Annotated in this window: 21 protein-coding genes; 19 read left to right on the plus strand and 2 right to left on the minus strand. The window is 41.9% G+C overall.

Features of this window, described 5'->3' with window-relative positions; genetic code table 11:
* Positions 1 to 60: 60 nt before the first annotated feature.
* The 14 genes from flhA (at position 61) to NYF15_RS12785 (ending at position 14,157) form a co-directional block, all read left to right on the plus strand.
* On the plus strand, positions 61 to 2,172 hold the full coding sequence (gene flhA, locus NYF15_RS12720) for a flagellar biosynthesis protein FlhA (protein WP_062569738.1): 2,112 nt from the start codon (positions 61 to 63) through the stop codon (positions 2,170 to 2,172).
* 20 nt (positions 2,173 to 2,192) lie between these two features.
* Positions 2,193 to 3,668: a flagellar biosynthesis protein FlhF gene (flhF, locus tag NYF15_RS12725; RefSeq protein WP_371353762.1), complete on the plus strand. Its 1,476-nt coding sequence runs from the start codon at positions 2,193 to 2,195 to the stop codon at positions 3,666 to 3,668.
* Positions 3,661 to 4,521, plus strand: coding sequence for a MinD/ParA family protein (locus tag NYF15_RS12730; RefSeq protein WP_062569740.1), 861 nt, complete (start codon positions 3,661 to 3,663; stop codon positions 4,519 to 4,521). Before flhF ends, NYF15_RS12730 begins: the two co-directional genes overlap by 8 nt.
* 26 nt (positions 4,522 to 4,547) lie before the next feature.
* Positions 4,548 to 5,258 (plus strand): RNA polymerase sigma factor FliA, encoded by a 711-nt coding sequence (locus NYF15_RS12735; RefSeq protein WP_130150577.1) that lies wholly within the window; start codon positions 4,548 to 4,550, stop codon positions 5,256 to 5,258.
* Between the two features lie 40 nt (positions 5,259 to 5,298).
* Positions 5,299 to 5,682, plus strand: coding sequence for a chemotaxis response regulator CheY (gene cheY, locus NYF15_RS12740; protein ID WP_016708035.1), 384 nt, complete (start codon positions 5,299 to 5,301; stop codon positions 5,680 to 5,682).
* Between the two features lie 17 nt (positions 5,683 to 5,699).
* Positions 5,700 to 6,467, plus strand: a complete 768-nt coding sequence (locus tag NYF15_RS12745; RefSeq protein WP_130150479.1) for a protein phosphatase CheZ — start codon at positions 5,700 to 5,702, stop codon at positions 6,465 to 6,467.
* Between the two features lie 15 nt (positions 6,468 to 6,482).
* Entirely contained in the window at positions 6,483 to 8,765 is a 2,283-nt protein-coding gene (locus tag NYF15_RS12750; RefSeq protein WP_371353763.1) for a chemotaxis protein CheW, read from the plus strand.
* 75 nt (positions 8,766 to 8,840) lie between these two features.
* Positions 8,841 to 9,965: a chemotaxis response regulator protein-glutamate methylesterase gene (locus NYF15_RS12755; RefSeq protein WP_371353764.1), complete on the plus strand. Its 1,125-nt coding sequence runs from the start codon at positions 8,841 to 8,843 to the stop codon at positions 9,963 to 9,965.
* A complete protein-coding gene (locus NYF15_RS12760; protein ID WP_237118149.1) occupies positions 9,958 to 10,722 on the plus strand; it encodes a flagellar motor protein in 765 nt (254 codons plus the stop codon). The genes NYF15_RS12755 and NYF15_RS12760 overlap by 8 nt, the downstream gene beginning before the upstream one ends.
* A gap of 5 nt (positions 10,723 to 10,727) precedes the next feature.
* A complete protein-coding gene (locus NYF15_RS12765; RefSeq protein WP_371353765.1) occupies positions 10,728 to 11,687 on the plus strand; it encodes a flagellar motor protein MotB in 960 nt (319 codons plus the stop codon).
* 11 nt (positions 11,688 to 11,698) lie between these two features.
* The gene (locus NYF15_RS12770; protein WP_130150484.1) at positions 11,699 to 12,469 is read left to right on the plus strand and encodes a ParA family protein; all 771 of its coding nucleotides are present in this window, start codon (positions 11,699 to 11,701) and stop codon (positions 12,467 to 12,469) included.
* 2 nt (positions 12,470 to 12,471) lie between these two features.
* Positions 12,472 to 13,221: a chemotaxis protein CheW gene (locus NYF15_RS12775; protein ID WP_371353766.1), complete on the plus strand. Its 750-nt coding sequence runs from the start codon at positions 12,472 to 12,474 to the stop codon at positions 13,219 to 13,221.
* A gap of 21 nt (positions 13,222 to 13,242) precedes the next feature.
* Complete coding sequence (locus tag NYF15_RS12780; RefSeq protein WP_058586379.1) at positions 13,243 to 13,740, plus strand: chemotaxis protein CheW; 498 nt, start codon at positions 13,243 to 13,245, stop codon at positions 13,738 to 13,740.
* Positions 13,741 to 13,755: 15 nt separating this feature from the next.
* Entirely contained in the window at positions 13,756 to 14,157 is a 402-nt protein-coding gene (locus tag NYF15_RS12785) for a DUF2802 domain-containing protein (protein ID WP_371353767.1), read from the plus strand.
* Between the two features lie 20 nt (positions 14,158 to 14,177).
* On the opposite strand, the gene NYF15_RS12790 is transcribed toward NYF15_RS12785, so the two are convergent.
* Together NYF15_RS12790 and NYF15_RS12795 are read right to left on the minus strand one after the other, a co-directional pair.
* Positions 14,178 to 14,486 (minus strand): EscU/YscU/HrcU family type III secretion system export apparatus switch protein, encoded by a 309-nt coding sequence (locus NYF15_RS12790; RefSeq protein ID WP_130150486.1) that lies wholly within the window; start codon positions 14,484 to 14,486, stop codon positions 14,178 to 14,180.
* Position 14,487: 1 nt separating this feature from the next.
* The gene (locus tag NYF15_RS12795) at positions 14,488 to 16,788 is read right to left on the minus strand and encodes a flagellar hook-length control protein FliK (RefSeq protein WP_371353768.1); all 2,301 of its coding nucleotides are present in this window, start codon (positions 16,786 to 16,788) and stop codon (positions 14,488 to 14,490) included.
* A 102-nt stretch (positions 16,789 to 16,890) separates the two neighbouring features.
* Between NYF15_RS12795 and ccmA the strand changes: the two genes are divergently transcribed.
* From ccmA to ccmE, 5 genes are read left to right on the plus strand one after another with little or no spacing between them, the layout of a single operon-like run.
* Positions 16,891 to 17,511 carry a cytochrome c biogenesis heme-transporting ATPase CcmA gene (ccmA, locus tag NYF15_RS12800; RefSeq protein WP_237118153.1) on the plus strand — a complete coding sequence of 207 codons (621 nt, stop codon included), beginning with the start codon at positions 16,891 to 16,893 and terminating at the stop codon, positions 17,509 to 17,511.
* The gene (gene ccmB, locus NYF15_RS12805) at positions 17,511 to 18,197 is read left to right on the plus strand and encodes a heme exporter protein CcmB (protein ID WP_062569752.1); all 687 of its coding nucleotides are present in this window, start codon (positions 17,511 to 17,513) and stop codon (positions 18,195 to 18,197) included. The genes ccmA and ccmB overlap by 1 nt, the downstream gene beginning before the upstream one ends.
* 1 nt (position 18,198) lies before the next feature.
* Positions 18,199 to 18,936 carry a heme ABC transporter permease gene (locus tag NYF15_RS12810; protein WP_371353769.1) on the plus strand — a complete coding sequence of 246 codons (738 nt, stop codon included), beginning with the start codon at positions 18,199 to 18,201 and terminating at the stop codon, positions 18,934 to 18,936.
* A 2-nt stretch (positions 18,937 to 18,938) separates the two neighbouring features.
* Complete coding sequence (gene ccmD / locus NYF15_RS12815) at positions 18,939 to 19,142, plus strand: heme exporter protein CcmD (protein WP_130150489.1); 204 nt, start codon at positions 18,939 to 18,941, stop codon at positions 19,140 to 19,142.
* Positions 19,139 to 19,618: a cytochrome c maturation protein CcmE gene (gene ccmE / locus NYF15_RS12820; RefSeq protein WP_062569755.1), complete on the plus strand. Its 480-nt coding sequence runs from the start codon at positions 19,139 to 19,141 to the stop codon at positions 19,616 to 19,618. The genes ccmD and ccmE overlap by 4 nt, the downstream gene beginning before the upstream one ends.
* Position 19,619 lies beyond the last annotated feature (1 nt).

Genomic DNA, 19,619 nt, shown 5'->3' on the forward strand with positions numbered 1-19,619 from the left:
GTAACTTGGAATAGTTATTGCAAATTCCGTGTAGTGTCAATTTTTTGAAATTGTTGAATTATGGAATTTAAAGCGGTATTACAACAACTTAATAAAGATAAAAAAGAGTATGCTAAAGGTGTGGGTACACCCTTACTAGTGCTAGCTGCGCTAGGTATGGTGATTTTACCACTGCCACCTTTTCTTTTAGATATTCTTTTTTCGTTTAATATCGCACTCGCACTTGTGGTACTTCTGGTCACGGTTTATACCATGAAGCCACTTGAGTTTGGCATGTTTCCAGCCGTATTATTAATCGCCACGATTATGCGCCTTGCACTCAATGTTGCCAGTACTCGTGTTGTGTTACTTGAAGGCCACAACGGTGGTGACGCAGCAGGTAAGGTTATCGAGGCATTCGGCTCGGTGGTTATAGGTGGTAACTATGCCGTAGGTTTAGTGGTCTTCCTTATCCTCATTATCATTAACTTTGTTGTTATCACCAAAGGTGCTGGCCGTATTTCTGAAGTGTCAGCACGTTTCACCCTAGATGCAATGCCAGGTAAACAAATGGCGATTGACGCCGATTTAAATGCCGGTTTTATCAGTGCAGAGCAAGCGCGTGAGCGCCGTGATGAAGTAACTCGTGAAGCTGATTTTTACGGTTCAATGGACGGTGCAAGTAAGTTCGTTAAAGGCGATGCCATCGCCGGTATCGTGATACTTGTAATCAATATTGTTGGTGGTTTATTTGTTGGTATGATTCAGCACGACTTAAGCTTTAGTCGAGCGATGGAGGTTTATACCCTGCTAACGATTGGTGATGGCCTAGTAGCGCAATTACCATCACTGTTACTTTCAATTGGTACGGCGATTGTTGTGACGCGTCAAAATGAGTCGCACAACATGGGGGAGCAGTTTAAAACTCAGTTAGGTAACGAAAAATCTTTATATATTGCATCGGGTATTCTAATCACTATGGGCTTAGTGCCAGGTATGCCGCATATCGCATTTTTAAGTTTAGGTGCATTGCTTGGCTATCTTGCATATTTCACGCAAAAACAAAAAGCAAAAGCTGAAGCAGAGCAAGCAGAAATCGAAGCAAATGGCGGAGCACCAGGCACCGGTGTTGCTAATAAACAAGAGCAAAAAGAGCTGGGCTGGGATGATGTTCAGCAAGTAGATGTTATTGGTCTAGAGGTTGGTTATCGTTTAATTCCACTTGTTGACCAATCACAAGGCGGAGAACTACTTAATCGCATTAAAGGCGTGCGTAAAAAACTATCTCAAGAACTTGGTTTCTTAGTACCTCCTGTGCACATTCGCGATAACTTAGAGCTCGATCCAAATGCATATCGCATTACGATGATGGGTGTATCAAGTGGTGAAGGTGAATTAAAGCACGGTGATGAGCTGGCAATTAACCCAGGTCAAGTATTTGGCCCAATTAAAGGTGTTGAGACAAAAGATCCTGCATTTGGCCTTGATGCAGTATGGATCAAGCCAGATCAAAAAGACGAAGCCCAATCTCTTGGTTATACGGTTGTTGATTCTGCGACTGTGGTTGCTACACACATTAGTCAGTTGCTCACGAATAGCGCAGCCTTGCTACTTGGACATGAAGAAGTACAAAACTTATTAGATATGTTAGCGAAGAGCCATCCACGTCTTGTTGAAGGATTGGTGCCTGACGTTCTACCACTCACTACCGTTGTAAAAGTACTACAAAATTTACTTAATGAAGGGGTGGCAATTCGCGATATGCGTTCGATTGTTCAAACCCTTGTTGAATATGGCCCACGTAGCCAAGACCCTGATGTGCTAACGGCTGCAGTGCGAATTTCACTACGTAGACTTATCGTTCAAGATGCTGTTGGTATGTCTTCTGAGATCCCTGTCATAACCTTGGCGCCTGAGTTGGAACAGATGTTGCATCAGTCACTTCAAAATGCAGGTGACGAAGGTGCCGGAATAGAACCAAGCCTTGCAGAGCGACTTCAACAATCATTGAATGAAGCGCATCAAAACCAAGAAATGGCCGGTGAACCTTCAATACTGTTAACGTCAGGAATGTTACGCACTGTGTTATCTCGTTTTGTTAAGTACACGATTCCAGGTTTAAGGGTCATGTCTTATCAAGAGGTACCAGACGAAAGACAGATTAAGATTGTCAGCTCAGTAGGCCAACAATAGGATAGTAAAGGGGTTGAACCATGAAAATTAAACGTTTTTTTGCTAAAGATATGCGCACTGCACTTAAAGAAGTGAAAGATGAGTTAGGTGTTGATGCGGTTATTATGTCAAATAAAAAGCTCGCTAACGGTGTTGAAATCGTTGCAGCTGTAGATTACGACAAAGCAGCCCCAAAAGCCGAAGCCGCGCCCGCAGCAGTGCAATCAAAACCTGCGCCACAGCCTAACTTTGTAAAGCCTGAACCAATGCGTGCTAAACCTGAGCCGCAAGCAAAAGTTGCTGATAGCCTACAAGCGTTACTTGAGCGTCAAGCCCCACGCCCTCGTTCGCCTGAGCTTGCATCTATGTTTAGCCAATCTGGTATCGATACAGGCGAGCACTATCAGCCTAAAGAGTCAAGCTTTCAGCAGCAACCTGAGTTTGCTCAAAAGCCACGTTACCAAGAACAAGCTGCACCTCGTGTGCAAACGCAAGCTCATAGCTTAGGTTTTGATGACTTAGATGCAGGCTTTGATGATTTAGATTCGCCTGTTGAGCAGAAAAATTCTGCGCCTGCTAATCAATCAGAAATGGCGACAATGCGTGAAGAAATGAATGCGATTCGTCAATTACTTGAACATCAAGTATCGGGATTAATGCAGCAAGATATGGCCCGTCGTGATCCAACTCGTGCGTGTATGATTGACCGTTTAGCGGGGATGGGAATTGAGCGTGATGTTGCTGAGCAAATGGCGTGTTTTATTCCTGACGATGTTTCACGTCAACAAGCTTGGCAAGCACTCCTGCAAATGGTTGAAAACCAAATGCATACGACCAATAACGAAATCTTACGTCAAGGCGGCGTGTTTGCACTTGTTGGGCCTACAGGTGTTGGTAAAACAACCACTGTTGCTAAGCTTGCTGCGTTAGGTGCGCAAAAATACGGTGCTGACAAAGTTGCATTAATTACGACGGATACATACCGTATTGGTGCCTACGAACAACTTGCTACTTATGGCCGTATTATTGGCTGTGGTGTTAAACAAGTAAAAGATGCAAATGAATTAGCTGAAGTGCTATACCATTTACGTAATAAGCGACTAGTATTAATAGACACAGCAGGAATGAGCCAACGTGATTTACGTTTGACTGAGCAGCTTAATACACTAATGCGTAATCAGCGTGTTGATATTCGTAGTTACTTAGTATTAAGTGCTACAGCACAAATAAATGTGTTGCAAGAAACCGTAAGACACTTTAAAAAGGTGCAACTAAGTGGTTGTATATTCACTAAGTTAGATGAATCACTAAGTTTAGGTGAGATTATTAGCATAGCGATTCAAAATCGCCTTCCGATAGGGTATCTTACTAATGGTCAGCGAGTTCCTGAGGATATTCGTGTTGCAAATGCCGAAAAACTAGTGAAAAAGGCTGAACAATTGTATTTAAAACGAGCAAAAGCACAACATTCACGACGTCAAGCAGTAGCGTCGAGCACAGTAGGGATGTATGATTAACACAGTATTAGATCAAGCAAGCGGCCTGCGCAAAATGAATCAAAATAATAATAGTGGCGTTAAAGTAATCGCTGTGACTGGCGGCAAAGGTGGTGTGGGTAAAACCAATGTTTCATTAAATACCGCTATTGCACTCGGTCAGCAAGGAAATCGAGTATTAGTTCTCGACGCCGATTTGGGATTGGCAAACTGTGACGTCATGCTTGGCCTTCGTGTTGAACGTAACTTATCTCATGTTTTATCTGGCGAATGTGAGCTGGATGAAATCCTTGTTGAAGGCCCTGCGGGAATTAAAATAGTTCCTGCAACCTCTGGTTCGCAAAGTATGGTGGAACTTAGTCCTTCTGAACATGCTGGCCTTATCCGCGCGTTTAGCGAATTAAACACTGAGTTTGATATATTAATTGTCGATACCGCCGCGGGTATTTCTGACATGGTATTAAGCTTTTCACGTGCAGCACAAGATGTTGTTGTGGTTGTGTGTGATGAACCTACCTCGATTACCGACGCCTACGCACTCATTAAAGTACTGAGTCGTGAACACGGTGTGTATAAATTTAAAATTGTTGCCAATATGGTCCGCAGTATGCGTGAAGGCCAAGAATTGTTTGCTAAACTATCAAAAGTAACCGATCGTTTCTTGGATGTATCTATGGAATTAGTTGCAACAATACCGTATGACGAAAATATGCGTAAATCGACTCGACGCCAAAAAGTGATTGTTGAGTTGTTTCCTAGTTCGCCAGCAGCAGTCGCATTTAAAACATTAGCAACAAAAGCAGTTAAGTGGCCAATACCAAATCAACCATCAGGTCATTTAGAATTTTTTATTGAAAAACTAGTAAACGGCTAACTATGACAACATCGGTGAATAAAGCGATGGGATATCAATCAGCAAACAATTTGAATGCGATTGTCGAAAAGCATGCCTCTTTAGTCAAAAAAGTGGCATGTCATTTAATTGCTCGTTTACCCGCCAGTGTTCAATTAGACGATTTAATTCAATCAGGCATGATTGGCCTTATTGAAGCATCAAAAAACTTTGATGCGAGCAAAGGGGCAAGCTTTGAAACCTTCGCTGGTATTCGCATTCGTGGTGCGATGCTTGACGAAATTCGTCGGGGCGATTGGGCGCCTCGCTCTGTTCACCGAAATGCCCGCCTCGTTGCTGAAACCATTGCCTCATTAGAAAGTACTTTAAATCGAGAGCCAAAAGATACAGAAGTTGCTGAAAAACTTGATATTACGCTTGATGAGTACCATCATATCTTACATGATGTAAACTCCAGTAGAGTACTGGGTATTGAGGATTTAGGTGTTGATGAAGATGTCATCACACCAATGGGCCAAGATTTAGCACTAGACAAACCGTTTAATAACGTTAAAAATGAACGGTTTAACCAATCTCTATTAACGGCTATTCAATCGTTACCAGAAAGAGATGCGCTTGTTTTGTCTTTGTATTACAACGATGAAATGAATTTAAAAGAAATAGGGCACATACTCGATGTAAGTGAATCGCGTGTGAGTCAAATACATGGTCAGGCGATGATTAAGCTCAAAGCAAAAATCAATGACTGGATTAATTAGTAGTAAGTAAATATAGGTTCAAACCTCACCGGAGGATGTTTTGGATAAAAACATGAAAATTCTTGTTGTTGATGATTTTTCTACAATGAGACGTATCATTAAAAACCTGTTAAGGGATTTAGGTTTCACCAATGTGCAGGAAGCTGATGATGGTTCAACAGCATTACCAATGCTACAAAATCAAGAATTTGATTTTGTTGTCACCGATTGGAACATGCCTGGCATGCAAGGTATTGATTTGTTGAGAGCAATTCGTGCCGACGATAGCCTAAAGCATATTCCAGTGCTGATGGTGACAGCTGAAGCGAAAAAAGAACAAATTGTTGCTGCTGCTCAAGCGGGTGTTAATGGTTACATCGTTAAACCATTCACTGCTGCGACACTGAAGACCAAATTGGAAAAAGTGTTTGAACGTTTAGGTTAATCTAAGGGGAGAGGCTTATGTCAGCACTTGCTGCGCCTCAAATAAGTTTAGAGCAAGCTCGTCAACTTGTTGAGTATCTTGAAAATGGTGAACAAGAAAAAGCAGATAAGCTAATACTTGATACAGCATCAAAAGAACAATCAGAGTTGTTTGCAGAGGTCGGAAAATTAACGCGACAACTCCATGAAGCGCTAAAAAACTTTGATCTCGATACGCGTTTAACAGGCTTAACAACGGAAGCAATTCCTGACGCTAAACAGCGCTTAAATTATGTCATGGAAATGACAGAAAGCGCCGCTAATAAGACCATGGATGCAGTGGAAGCAAGTTTGCCAATTGCTCAGCAACTTGCAGACGATATAGCGACGATAAAACCTACATGGGATCGTTTGATGAATCGAGAAATTGAGCTCGGTGAATTCAAATCATTATGTCATAGCTTAGATAAGTTTATGAACAGCTCGCAAACTAAAACAGATGAGCTACAAGGCTTGATGACAAATGTGTTAATGGCACAAGATTATCAAGACTTAACAGGGCAAGTTATACGCCGAGTCATCGAGTTAGTGCGCGAAGTAGAAGACAGTTTAATCAATCTTTTAACTGTGTTTGGCAGTCAAGAAGATGGTCATCAAAAACAAGAAAAACAGGCCATAGAACAAGCACCTGCACAAAGCGATACGCTAGCAGGTCCTGAAGGGCCAATTATTGATAAAGAGTCTCGCGATGATGTTGTCTCAGGACAAGATGAAGTTGATGATCTATTATCAAGTCTGGGCTTCTAAGAGGAGAGTAGCTGCATGAGCTTTGAAGTCGATGAAGATATTTTACAGGATTTCCTAGTTGAAGCTGGGGAAATCTTAGAGCTTTTGTCAGAGCAATTAGTCGAACTGGAAAATAACCCAGAAGATAAAGATTTATTAAATGCTATTTTTAGAGGCTTCCATACCGTAAAAGGTGGGGCTGGCTTCTTAAGCATGACAGAACTTGTTGATGCTTGTCATGGCGCCGAGAATGTCTTTGATTTATTACGTCAGGGCGGGCGCACTGTTACATCTGAATTAATGGATGTTATTTTACAGGCTCTCGATACAATAAATGAAATGTTTACGACCATTCAGAATCGTGAGCAGCCAGAGCCTGCGGATCCTGTCCTCCTTGAAGCCCTTCATAAATTAAGTCACCCACCAAGCGCTGAAGAACTTGCTGGTGAAGACACATCAATAACAGAGGCTGTTAGCACCGCGCCTGAAGAGCCACTTGTTGAAGAACCTCTCATCGACAGCTCAGAAGTAACTGCTGATGTGGCAACGGATAACACCGATGAAGACGACCCGTTTGCATTTGATATGTTGTTTGACGGTGGTTTGGCTGATACTCAGCCTGATGCACAAAATATTGATGAAATAACCGAAGATGAATTTGAAAGCTTACTTGATGAGCTACATGGTAAAGGGCAAAGCCCTGCAGCTGTTGAAGCAGAAAAAGTAAGTAATGACAGTGATGATATCACTGATGATGAATTTGATAGTTTGTTAGATGAACTTCACGGAGTTGGTAGCTTTGGTGAAGTAAAATCAACGAGCACACCAGAACAAGTGTCGGCTGAAAAGCCTGTTAGCACAGCATCACAGCCTGCTGGCAGTGAGGGTGACGATGAAATCAGTGACGATGAATTTGAAGCCCTGCTTGATGAGTTACATGGTAAAGGAACGGCGCCTAAATCATTAGAGCCTTCATCACCAGCACAGCCTACAGAGCCAAAAGCGCCTGAAGCTGCGAAAGCTGAGCCTAGTAAACCAGTGCCTCAAGCAAAACCATCAACCCCTCCTCCTGCAAAAGCGGCTCAGCCTGCTCCTGTTGCAGCTAAAGCAGAGCCTAAGCCAAGTGCCGCTGCGAAAAAAGCACCTGCACCACAGGCGGAAACGACGGTACGTGTTGATACTAAACGTCTTGACGAGATTATGAACATGGTTGGCGAACTGGTACTTGTTCGTAACCGCTTAGTCAGTCTTGCTAATAATACCAATAGTGAGTCTATGGGTAAGGCTATCTCGAATTTAGACGTTGTCACAGCTGACTTGCAAGGTGCTGTGATGAAAACACGAATGCAGCCGATTAAAAAAGTATTTGGCCGTTTCCCTCGCGTTGTTCGTGATTTAGCACGTAGTTTGAAAAAAGATATTAATTTGCAGTTGGTTGGTGAGGAGACTGATTTAGATAAAAACTTAGTTGAAGCCCTTGCTGATCCACTTGTGCATTTGGTCCGTAACTCAGTTGACCATGGTATTGAAATGCCTGATGTACGTGAGGCCGCAGGCAAGCCTCGTACAGGTACTGTTACGCTATCAGCATCACAAGAAGGCGACCATATTCTACTTACCATCCGTGATGATGGTGCCGGTATGGACGCTGAGAAACTGAAAAAGATAGCAATCAGTAAAGGTGTTATCGATCATGACCAAGCTAGCAGACTATCTGATACAGAAGCGTATAATTTAATTTTTGCTCCTGGCTTCTCAACGAAAGAAGAGATTTCTGACATTTCGGGCCGTGGTGTGGGTATGGATGTGGTGAAAACCAAGATTACCCAATTAAATGGCTCAGTGAATATTCAGTCAGAACTTGGGGTCGGTACTGTACTTGAAATTAAAGTGCCGCTTACATTGGCCATTCTTCCAACATTGATGGTTATTGTTGGAGAGCAAACATTTGCGTTGCCACTTGCAGGTGTTAGTGAAATTTTCCACCTCGACTTAACCAAGACGAATGTTGTCGATGGGCAGCTGACGATTATTGTTCGTCAAAAAGCTATTCCGCTCTTTTATCTAGAGCATTGGTTAGTGAAAGGTGCAAATAGCCAAGAACGCAAAGCCGAAGGACATGTTGTTATTGTTCAAATAGGTACAAAACAGGTGGGCTTTGTTGTTGACTCATTGATAGGTCAAGAAGAAGTCGTTATCAAACCGCTAGATGCTTTATTACAAGGTACACCAGGCATGGCGGGTGCGACGATTACCTCTGATGGTGGGATTGCACTTATTTTAGATGTGCCAAGCATGCTTAAACATTACGTTGGCTAGCATTATTTAAACTCACTATTCTAAGTGCGCATTAATAGTGCGCACTTACACTGAACACATAACAAGAGAGTGCCAATGGCAGTCAAAGTATTAGTAGTCGATGATTCGAGCTTTTTTCGCCGCCGTGTTAGCGAAATTTTAGAGCAAGATAGTAATATCCAAGTTGTAGGCTTTGCCGTGAATGGCAGAGAAGCTGTTGATAAGGCAAAAGAGCTTAGGCCTGATGTTATTACTATGGACGTTGAAATGCCTGTTCTTGATGGTATTAGTGCCGTCAAAGAGATTATGGCTGCAACACCAACGCCTATTTTAATGTTTTCTTCATTAACTCGTGATGGTGCAACAGCAACACTTGACGCGCTTGATGCGGGGGCTTTGGACTTTTTACCGAAAAAGTTTGAAGATATCGCTCGAAATAATGAAGATGCAATCGCACTTTTACAAAATAAAGTAAAAGAAATTGGTCGCCGTCGCATTTCACGTTTTACACGTCCTGCTCCGCCACCTAGTCCTGCATCTACAAGCACAAGAAGCGGTGGTATTGTTCAGCCTGATCGTAGTTTCAGCCGCCCAGCACCAGCTCCGGCTTCATCGACGAGCAATGTGCGAGCTTCAGGCAAGCAGTATCAAGTTGTCGCAATTGGTACATCAACAGGGGGCCCTGTTGCTTTACAAACCATATTAACTCAATTGCCAGCTAATTTTCCGCACCCTATTTTGCTGATTCAGCATATGCCTGCTGCATTTACACCTGCTTTTGCTGCGCGACTAAATGGTTTGTGTAAAATTAAAGTGAAAGAAGCGCAACAAGGCGACCGATTAGTACCAGGCACCGCTTATTTAGCACCGGGTGGTCAGCAAATGCTGGTAGAAGGGCGTGGAAGCTCTCGAACATTACGTGTTTTCGAGGATGATAGTCCTCGCATTACATACAAACCGAGTGTGGATGTAACATTTGCAAGTGCTGCTAAAGCATTTGGTGGTGATGTATTGGCAGTTGTACTTACTGGTATGGGGGCTGATGGTCGAGATGGTGCCCGTATGTTAAAACAAGCTGGTGCGACGATATGGGCGCAAGATGAAAAAACCAGTGTTGTTTATGGTATGCCGCAAGCCGTTGCCAATGCAGGCCTTGCTAGTGAGAGCTTAGCGCTTAACGACGTTGCTGCACGTTTAACACGAGAGACCGGTTGTGGATAAACTGTCGTTTCTTGGTTTAATTGTTGCTGTTAGCGCCATTGCTTTTGGTTATGCGCTTGAAGGTGGGGTGGTAAGCGCTCTATTTAATGGCCCCGCACTGATTATCGTGCTAGGTGGTACCTTAGGCGCTGTAATGTTACAAACACCAAGCAGTGTATTTTCTAAAACAGTAAAAATTAGCCATTGGGTATTTTTCCCCCCTTATCACGATATAGATGCAGCCATTGAGCAGGTGAAGCGTTGGTCTCAAAAAGCGCGCCAAGAGGGGTATCTTTCGCTTGAAGACGAGTCCTTAGCACATCACGATCCTTATGCGGCAAAAGGGCTAAGTATGTTAGTTGATGGAGCCGGTGAAACTAAGCTTAGAGACACACTTGAAATCGACTTAATGCTCGAGCGTGAAAGGTTAATGGAAGTGAGCCGTGTATATGAAGCCATGGGTGGCTACAGTCCAACCATTGGTATCTTAGGTGCGGTACTTGGGCTTATTCAAGCAATGCAATTTATAACTGATCCTGAAAAGCTTGGAGCAGGGGTCGCGACAGCATTTATTGCGACCATTTACGGGGTTGGTTTAGCAAACTTACTTTTCTTACCAATGGCAAATAAATTAAAGCAACAAATTGAACAAAAAATGCTGTACCACGAATTACTTGCAGAAGGGATTATAGCTATTGCTCAAGGTGAAAGTCCGTTAAATATTGAACTCAAACTTGAGGCGTATCGTGTTGAGCGTCCAAGCTTAGTTCGCGAGTAATTCCTATGATGCGCCGTCGCATGCGTCATAAAATTCAAAAAAGCCAACATACAGAGCGTTGGCTTGTTTCTTATGCTGATTACATGACCATTATGTTTGCCTTTTTTGTGGTCATGTATGCAATTGCCATTAGCAAGAATGAAGATTTCCAAGTGTTATCTGATTCACTAGAGCAAGTATTTGATAAATCAGCGCGTACTCATCAGCAGGCTGGAACTGGGATACACGGTACTGGCATTTTAACTGACCGCGTTACGCCTGAAAGTGACGTTTTATATGGCGAAAGTATACTTAAAGAAGAGCAAGGACCTAAATTAATCGATGGGCAAGCTGATACCAGTAATATCGAAAAAAAGCATTTAGGAAAACCGCTAGATAGTTTACTTAGCAAGCTACAATCAGCATTGATTGATGAGATCCGTAATGGAGAGGCAAACCTTGAGCTTAATCAAGACTGGCTGATAATTGAATTAAGTTCAGGCATGTTGTTTTCATCGGGAAGTGCTGTTGCTCAACAACGTGCTAAACAAGTTGTTGCATTAGTTAAAGATATTATCGCTCCTGTAGATAATTACATTCGTGTAAGAGGTTATACCGATAACGAAGGTATTCGTAATGAAATATTTCGATCTAACTGGGAACTGTCGGTCGCAAGAGCAACATCAGTATTGGTTGAGCTTGAAGAGCTAGGAATAAACCCTGCTCGCATGGCCATTGAGGGATATGGTCAATACTCACCCTTTTCTAGTAATGACACAGAGCAAGGGCGTGCAGAAAACCGTAAAGTCGTTGTGGCTCTTTCTAAATATGGTTTACCAGAACAAGCACAGCAGGATACCAATGAGCAGGCTAATCCTAGTGTAAAAGAGAGTACAGAAATTGAGTTGCCAAGCAATGACAACACGATTAAAGTGATCCAATTACCTCACGGTGGCATTCGAATTACCACGCGCAATGAACAATAATAAGGTGTGATGTGAAAATTTGGACAGTAGCGAATCAGAAAGGCGGAGTGGGGAAAACCACAACCGCTGTTAGTCTTGCTGGCACGCTTGCATTACAAGGGAAGCGGGTATTATTAATAGATACTGATCCACATGCTTCATTAACTTATTATTTTGGTATCGATTCAGAAGAGTTAGAGATTAGCGTCTACGATATTTTTGCTCGTGGCAACAGTATGGCCAGCGAAGAAATCTTACAAGCACTTTGCCCGTCAACACTTGAGAACCTAGATATTTTACCTGCAACCATGGCGATTGCGACCCTCGATAGAAGTATGGGCAATAAAAATGGTATGGGTCTTATACTAAAAAAAGCGCTGGCAAAAATTAGCGAACATTATGACTATGCAATTATCGACTGTCCGCCTGTATTAGGTGTATTAATGGTTAATGCCTTAGCTGCCAGCGAACGTATTTTAGTGCCAGTACAAACAGAGTTTTTGGCTCTCAAAGGCCTTGATCGCATGATGCGCACCATGGAATTGATGCAAACATCGCAATCTAAACAATATCAGTATACGATTATACCAACAATGTACGACAAACGGACTAAAGCATCCCTTGAAGCCTATAAAACTCTGCAGGATAATTACAAAGATAAAGTGTGGTCGGGTGTAGTACCGGTTGATACCAAATTTAGAGATGCAAGTTTGGCGCAGCAAGTACCTATTCAATTTTGTCCTCGATCACGAGGGGTATTTGCGTATCGCGCACTGCTTGATTATTTAGTTGCACAAGGTTAAAGATGAGTAACAAACACTTATTTGCTAACGAAAAAGTGATGACCCAATACTTGGGGGCATTACTGTGCGAGGAAGAACCTGAACAGCAAAACCTTGAACCTGTGGCTAAGCTACTTGAACAAGTAAATGAGTCAAAAGATAACCCGTTACCTTTAGAAGTAGAGCAAAAAGTAGAAACACCGGTTATTGAACCTATTAAAGAGCTTGAGAAAACCGAGAACCAAGCTAATATCAAAGATATAGTAGAACAAAAACAGACTGAGATTGTTGCTAAAACCTCGTCTGAGCGACAAGAAGACTACTTTGATGGTGAATTTCAAGCACTGTTTTTTGAGGTTGCAGGCTTAACGTTAGCTGTTCCCTTGAAAGCATTAGGGGGCATTCATCAATTAACAGAGGTTAATCAGTTATTTGGCAAACCTAAGTGGTTTAAAGGTGTGATGCTAAATCGTGATGAAAAACTGAATGTAGTGGATACAGCACGTTGGGTGATGCCTGAAAAGTATGATGAAAAATTAGAACAGTCACTCGATTATCAATATTTAATCACCTTAGGTGACAGTCAATGGGGATTATTGGCTGAGAAGCTTGTAAATAATATTACACTTCGCGAAGAAGATGTAAAATGGCGAGCAAAATCAGGCAAGCGGCCTTGGCTTGCTGGCGTTATCAAAGAGAAAATGTGCGCCTTGATTGACGTTGAAAATTTATACCAATTGCTAGAGCAGGGCTTAGACAGCCGTGAGCAGTAACTATTTTTACGGAGTAATAGCATGAGTGAAGAAAGACTACTGTCAGCGAATAAAAATGCTGATAGCAACGATGAAGTGTTACAGTGGGTAACCTTTAAACTTGAAGAAGAAACGTACGGCATTAACGTAATGCAAGTACAAGAAGTGCTTCGCTATACCGAAATTGCTCCTGTTCCAGGTGCGCCTTCTTATGTGCTTGGAATTATTAACCTGCGTGGTAATGTTGTGACTGTAATCGACACCCGCGCACGTTTTGGCTTGATGGGCGCAGAGGTAACGGATAATTCTCGCATTGTTATTATCGAAGCGGAGAAGCAAGTTATCGGTATCTTGGTTGATAGCGTTGCTGAAGTTGTGTATCTACGTAGCTCTGAAATTGACAGTGCGCCGAATATTGGCACAGAAGAAAGTGCTAAGTTTATCCAAGGTGTATCTAACCGTGATGGTGAGTTACTGATCTTGGTTGACCTTAATAAACTTTTAAATGACGAAGAGTGGGATGAGCTGAGCGCATTATAAACGCTCAGAATTTATATGCTGTTATACTCTTTGTTTGGAGCCTCAATCTTACTATTTTTGGTATGTTTGGGGCTTATTTTTGTTAATAACAACAAGCACGCTGCGGCGTTAAAAGCAAAGCAACAACAAGTGCAAGATGCTCAGCAACAGTTGAGTATTTTACGCAGCGAGGTGGCTGAAATGCGAGCTGGCATGCTAAGTATTGGCAAAAGATTGGTTGCTGTTGAAGATAAAAATCAAGAACTTGAACAACTTCAAGATGCGCAAAAATATGATGACCCCAATGCGAAAATTTATTCGCGTGCGGTAAAAATGGTAGAACTTGGTGCCGATTTGGAAGAGATTATTCGCGAGTGTGAATTACCCAGAGCTGAGGCTGAGTTACTCATGTCATTACATAAACAAAAGGGCGCTTAATTAGCGCCTTTTCTCTTTATTTAAGCCTGAATGTTCAGCTTTCCTTGAAAGTCCTGCCAACCAGGGGGAAATTTTCCTCTTAATACATATGAAAAAGCAATGAGCTCGGCGATTACGTAGTATAGTTCCTTAGGTATTTCTTCACCTAACTCAAGATGTGCAAGTGTTTTTGCTAAATCAGCATCTTGATGAATTAAAATACCTTTTTCTTCAGCCAGTTTTACTATTTCATCAGCAAGCTCGCCAAACCCTTTCGCTGTTACTTTTGGTGAATTGCCTACCTCATACAAGAGGCCTATGGCGGATTTATGTTTGAGGTCATCTTTCATATTAAACCTTTACATTAATTATTGCATGAGACTGGTAAAATGCATGGTGTGTTGGCACACCTTGTTTTAAGTTTAGTTCAGCGATATTTAAACCGTGACTGGCGAGTTTGTGGCGTAACGTTTCTAAATGTGGGTGAGCTAATGCAGTTACATCTTGTGATGATGCCAATAATTGACATTCAACGGCTTTATCCATTATTTCAGCAGTTACTTGTAGCTGACCAAGCTCAGCATAGTCAAAGTTAAGCCTCACGAACCATACATCCTTACTTTCTAATTTATTTTTGCTCGGTTTTTTATAATGACCTAGGCTAATTTCAGTTTGCCCAATTTCTGGCGGTAATTTCATTGGTAAAAAGAATTGCGCTAAAGGGTTAGAGTCTTGCTGCTGGTTTATCGGGGTTGTTTGTACCTGTGATAAGTTCGATTTCAATTGGCCAATTTCATTAGCAAGAGTTTGGAGGTTAGTTTGCTGTAACTGCTCAAGCATTTTGTTACTGTCGAGGGCTTTAAAGTTTGGTACTAATACTTGCAATAGAGCATCAAGCCCATGTTGGTTGTTAAAACCTATTGCAGTGGGAGACTGACTAATTATAGGCGCTGCAAGGGTTGTAACTGCGAGCTGCTCAAGTCCTTGATTAAAACTAGCCTGTAGATTCTGTGGCGATAATGATGCAGGCCTTAAAATACTCAACAGTTCACGCTCGATAGTTACTGGAAGTGTATTTTGAGCAGAGATCATTCTGTTGAATGCTTGATTCACCAATCGGTTTAAGTCTATTGATGGGGTGTTATTACTTTGGCTTAGCTGATCAAGTTTTTGACTTAATTGAACAGGCACAGTGGTACTAATAAGTTGCTTACTCTCACTTTGAGGTATTAATGTTGCGACGAGCTTAGCCTCAAGTGGCTGCATTAATTGTAAGGGCCGCGCTAAATTTGGTTCTTTAGATGCTAAAAACGCTGCATTAGCATTGTTGTTATTCGTTGCAGTTTTGCTGTGTTGTAATAGTTCGGTATTTGTTGTGAGTGCAGCTAAACCTGCTTTTACCTGTTGAAAAAGCTGAATCATCGGCGGCGAATTATTATAGTGTGTGGGTAGCATGACTTGGGCTGTGGTCATTGGTACCTTTGAAGATCTATTTGCCCACGGAGCGTGTAGTTCAGCCAACTTAATAATATCTATTTTTTTTGTATTAAAGCCAAGATCTGCCAAAGATGAAGCGCTTTTCAATAAAGGCGAGTTTAAATTTGCTGTATGTTTTTGAGTTGCTGGCAGCTTTTCAAAATACCGTACCGCATCGCTTATACGTGTTTTTAAATCAGCAAAACTGTCTTTTAACCAAGAGCGTATAGGTGAATCAGTTGAACTCAAAGGCTGTGCCGATGGTATAAAGGTACTTTTATTTGGTTGCTCTTTAAGTAATTGATGAAATGTGTCAGTTAAAGAATTTTTTAAAATAAACTGCTCATTGATGGGTTTACTTACCAGCTTTAATCCATTGCGGATTACCTGTGGGGTTAGTTTAATGTCTTTAGAATTTAGCTGTAGCTGGGTTAGTAACTGTTTACTTTCATTTGTGGGAAGATCTTTTAATTGCAGTATCATCGATGCCATTGCTTTGTTTGCAATGGTAAGCTGTAGCTGCTTCGCAGATAAATTGAGTGCGAGTTCAGGTGCTAATTTAGCTAAGATTTCTGCCACTTTTTGCTGGCTAACAGCTTGTTGATGTAAAGAGTCACCATAACGGTTCAAAATATTTAATGTAAACTCAGCGTGTTTAGTCGTTGCAGGTAACATAACTGCTTGTAGAGGTGCTGCTGATTTCAAAAGTGTGCTGAGTGTGTTGTTTAACATAAACTCGGCTTTTAAAGTCGGTATGCTTAAAGCCGGTTTATTGTTCGGAATTGTTGCAGGAAGTATTGCTGTTGTTTGACTGTCGCCTTGCGCTAAAAGGTTTAAAAGAGCTTGCAACTGAGGAGCTTTAGTTAATGTCATACTAACCGGTGTCGGTGTGATGCTAAGCTGCTTACCATCATGATTCAACGAAACGTTAGCTGATTCATACTTAGCTAATTGGTTATTCGTTTGCTGGGTAGATAAACGTAATGTTTGCCACGAATCATCGAGTAATACATCCATTTGCACTGAGTGTTTGCTAATAACAATATTACGGGCACTTAGAGTTTGTTCACCAAGTGCTTGTATCGCTTCGTTTGATGAATTTTGCGCAACGCGAGTGACTCCTGTGCTCTCAAGGTTTAGTTGTGTAGTTAGCGTTAACGGGCTCTGTTTATTCATTATTTTAGATCAAATATAAGTTAATCGTTTTAAAGCAATATTCGTATTACCCTATCATTATGGTAGACTATCGCCTAATTTTGGGTATAGAGAATCGTCATCTTGTTACACATTAAGTCCGTCACCTGCATCAAACAAGATCGTTGTTTGTTTGCGGATCTTAATTTCAGCTTGAAATCGGGACAAATTATGCAGTTAGCTGGTCCAAACGGGGCTGGTAAAACATCATTATTGCGTATTATCGCAGGTTTCGCTACGGCGGATGAAGGTGATGTTTTGTTCCAAGAGCGATCGATTGCCAAGTACTATGACGAATATGCACAAGAGCTGTTATTTATTGGCCACAAAACCGGTGTAAATACGCAGCTTACTGCACTTGAGAATGTCGCTTTTTGGCTAAAAATAAATGGCTACGATACGCACCAAGATTTATACCCTATTTTAGCTAAAATTGGTTTGGTTGGCCTAGAAGATGTTCCAGTACGTATGCTCTCAGCAGGGCAACAACGTCGGGTTGCTTTGGTAAGGCTTTGGTTGAATAACGCTAAACTTTGGATTCTTGATGAACCATTTACAGCCCTTGATAAAAGCGGTGTTATATTTTTACAAGAGCGCTTTGTTGAGCACCTAAATGCAGGTGGGGCTATTTTACTGACCACCCACCAAGACTTAACCACCCATTTTAGTGATCTAAAAACAGTGACTTTGGAGTATCGCCACTGATGGTAAAGCAGCATTCTTATTGGCAATTATTCTCTGCGGTTTTTTTTAAAGATCTTAAATTAGCGTTTCGTCAGCGAGCTGAAATCGTTAATCCTATTTTATTTTTTCTTATCGTTATTACACTTTTCCCGTTAGCTATCGGCCCTGAACCGGGTCTACTAGCACGCATGGCACCTGGCATTATTTGGGTTGCTGCCTTGCTTTCAACTATGTTGGGCTTAGATAAATTATTTCGTGATGATTATCACGACGGCACATTAGAACAGCTGATTGCGTCGTCATATCCGTTACCATTAACGGTGCTTGCTAAAGTGGCCGCACACTGGGTGATCACTGGATTACCGTTGGTGCTGATGACACCTGTATTTGCTTTATTATTGAATTTAGAAAGTTCAGCGCTTTTGGCAACGGTGCTTACTCTTTTATTGGGTACACCTTTGCTTAGCTTTATAGGTGCAATTGGCGCTGGACTGACTGTGGGGTTACAAAAAGGCGGCATTTTGATGAGTTTGCTTGTTTTGCCTTTGTATATCCCCGTACTAATTTTTGCAACCTCTGCTATTGATACCAGCTCTATGGAGCTTGCCTATAGCGGACAGCTTGCAATCCTTGGTGCCATGCTAATCGTAGCGATTATAGCGGCACCAATTGCCATATCGTCAGCATTGAAAGTGAGTGTAAGTTAATATGTGGAAGTGGTTACATCCCTACGCAAAAGCAGATCGTGCTTACCAATTGTGTAACACCTTACTGCCTTATTTCGCCGTCGTTACGGTGGTTTGTATGATTGTTGGATGGATCTGGGGGCTTGCTTATGCGCCAGCAGATTATCAACAAAAAGACAGCTATCGAATTATTTTTATCCATGTGCCTTCAGCTATTTTGTCTATGGGTGCGTATTCTTCTATGGCGATCGCAGCTGTGATCGCACTAGTATGGCAGCTACGTAATGCAGAACTTGCAGTGATTGCAATTGCACCTGTTGGGGCGTGTGTGACAGCAATTGCATTGATCACCGGTGCTGCATGGGGAAAACCTATGTGGGGTGCTTGGTGGGTGTGGGATGCACGTTTAACATCAGAGCTTATTCTATTATTTTTATATTTGGGGGTATTATCGCTTTATCATGCCTTCGAAGATAAAAAATCGGCAGGGCGTGCCGCGTGTATTTTAGCTATTGTTGGCGTGATTAATCTGCCAATTATTCATTTTTCGGTAGAGTGGTGGAATACACTTCACCAAGGCGCAACAATCACTAAGTTTGATACTAAAGCCATCGATCCTAGTATGTTCTGGCCGCTTATGGTGAACATAGTTGCCTTTGCTGGCTTTGTAGGTACAGTGACATTAATTCGTCTTAAAAACGAAATTTTACAACGTGAAAAGCACCGCCCATGGGTGCGTCAGTTGCTTGAGCGAGGTTAATCATGCAGTTTGATTCTTTTGCAGATTTTATTGCCATGGGAGGCTATGGCTTTTATGTATGGTTGTCTTTTGGCACGTGTGCATTAATTTTACTTGGTATTTTATTTAGTTCGTTAAACGATACGAAACGTATTTTCTCTTCAGTTAAGCAACAAGTGCAACGTGAAGAGCGCATTAAAAAAGCGAAACAAGGGGCAGGTCAATGAATCCAAGACGTAAAAAACGTTTATTAGCTGTTGTAGCCATCATTTTTGGCGTGGGTGCAACCATAGGTTTAGTGCTCTATGCGCTGCAAGAAAACATCAATTTATTTTATACCCCTAGTGAATTAGTCGACGGTAAAGGTCCGAATAAAGAGAAGCCACACGTTGGGCAAAAACTACGTATTGGTGGCATGGTTGTGCCAGGTTCTGTAGTACGCGATGAATCAAGTTTAAAGGTGAGTTTTAAGCTAATTGATACTGGCCCAATGGTGACTATAAATTACCAAGGTATCTTGCCGGATTTATTCCGCGAAGGGCAAGGGATTGTTGCGCAGGGCGTACTTGTTAAAGCGAATGAAATTGATGCCTTTGAGGTACTTGCCAAACATGATGAAGAGTACATGCCAGCGGAAGTTGCAGAAGCAGTGAAAGGTATTAAGCATGAAAAACCGACCTATAACTTAGATAACGGCAATTAAT

This window comes from Pseudoalteromonas sp. 68 DY56-GL68, from assembly GCF_041414825.1.
Lineage (GTDB): Bacteria > Pseudomonadota > Gammaproteobacteria > Enterobacterales > Alteromonadaceae > Pseudoalteromonas.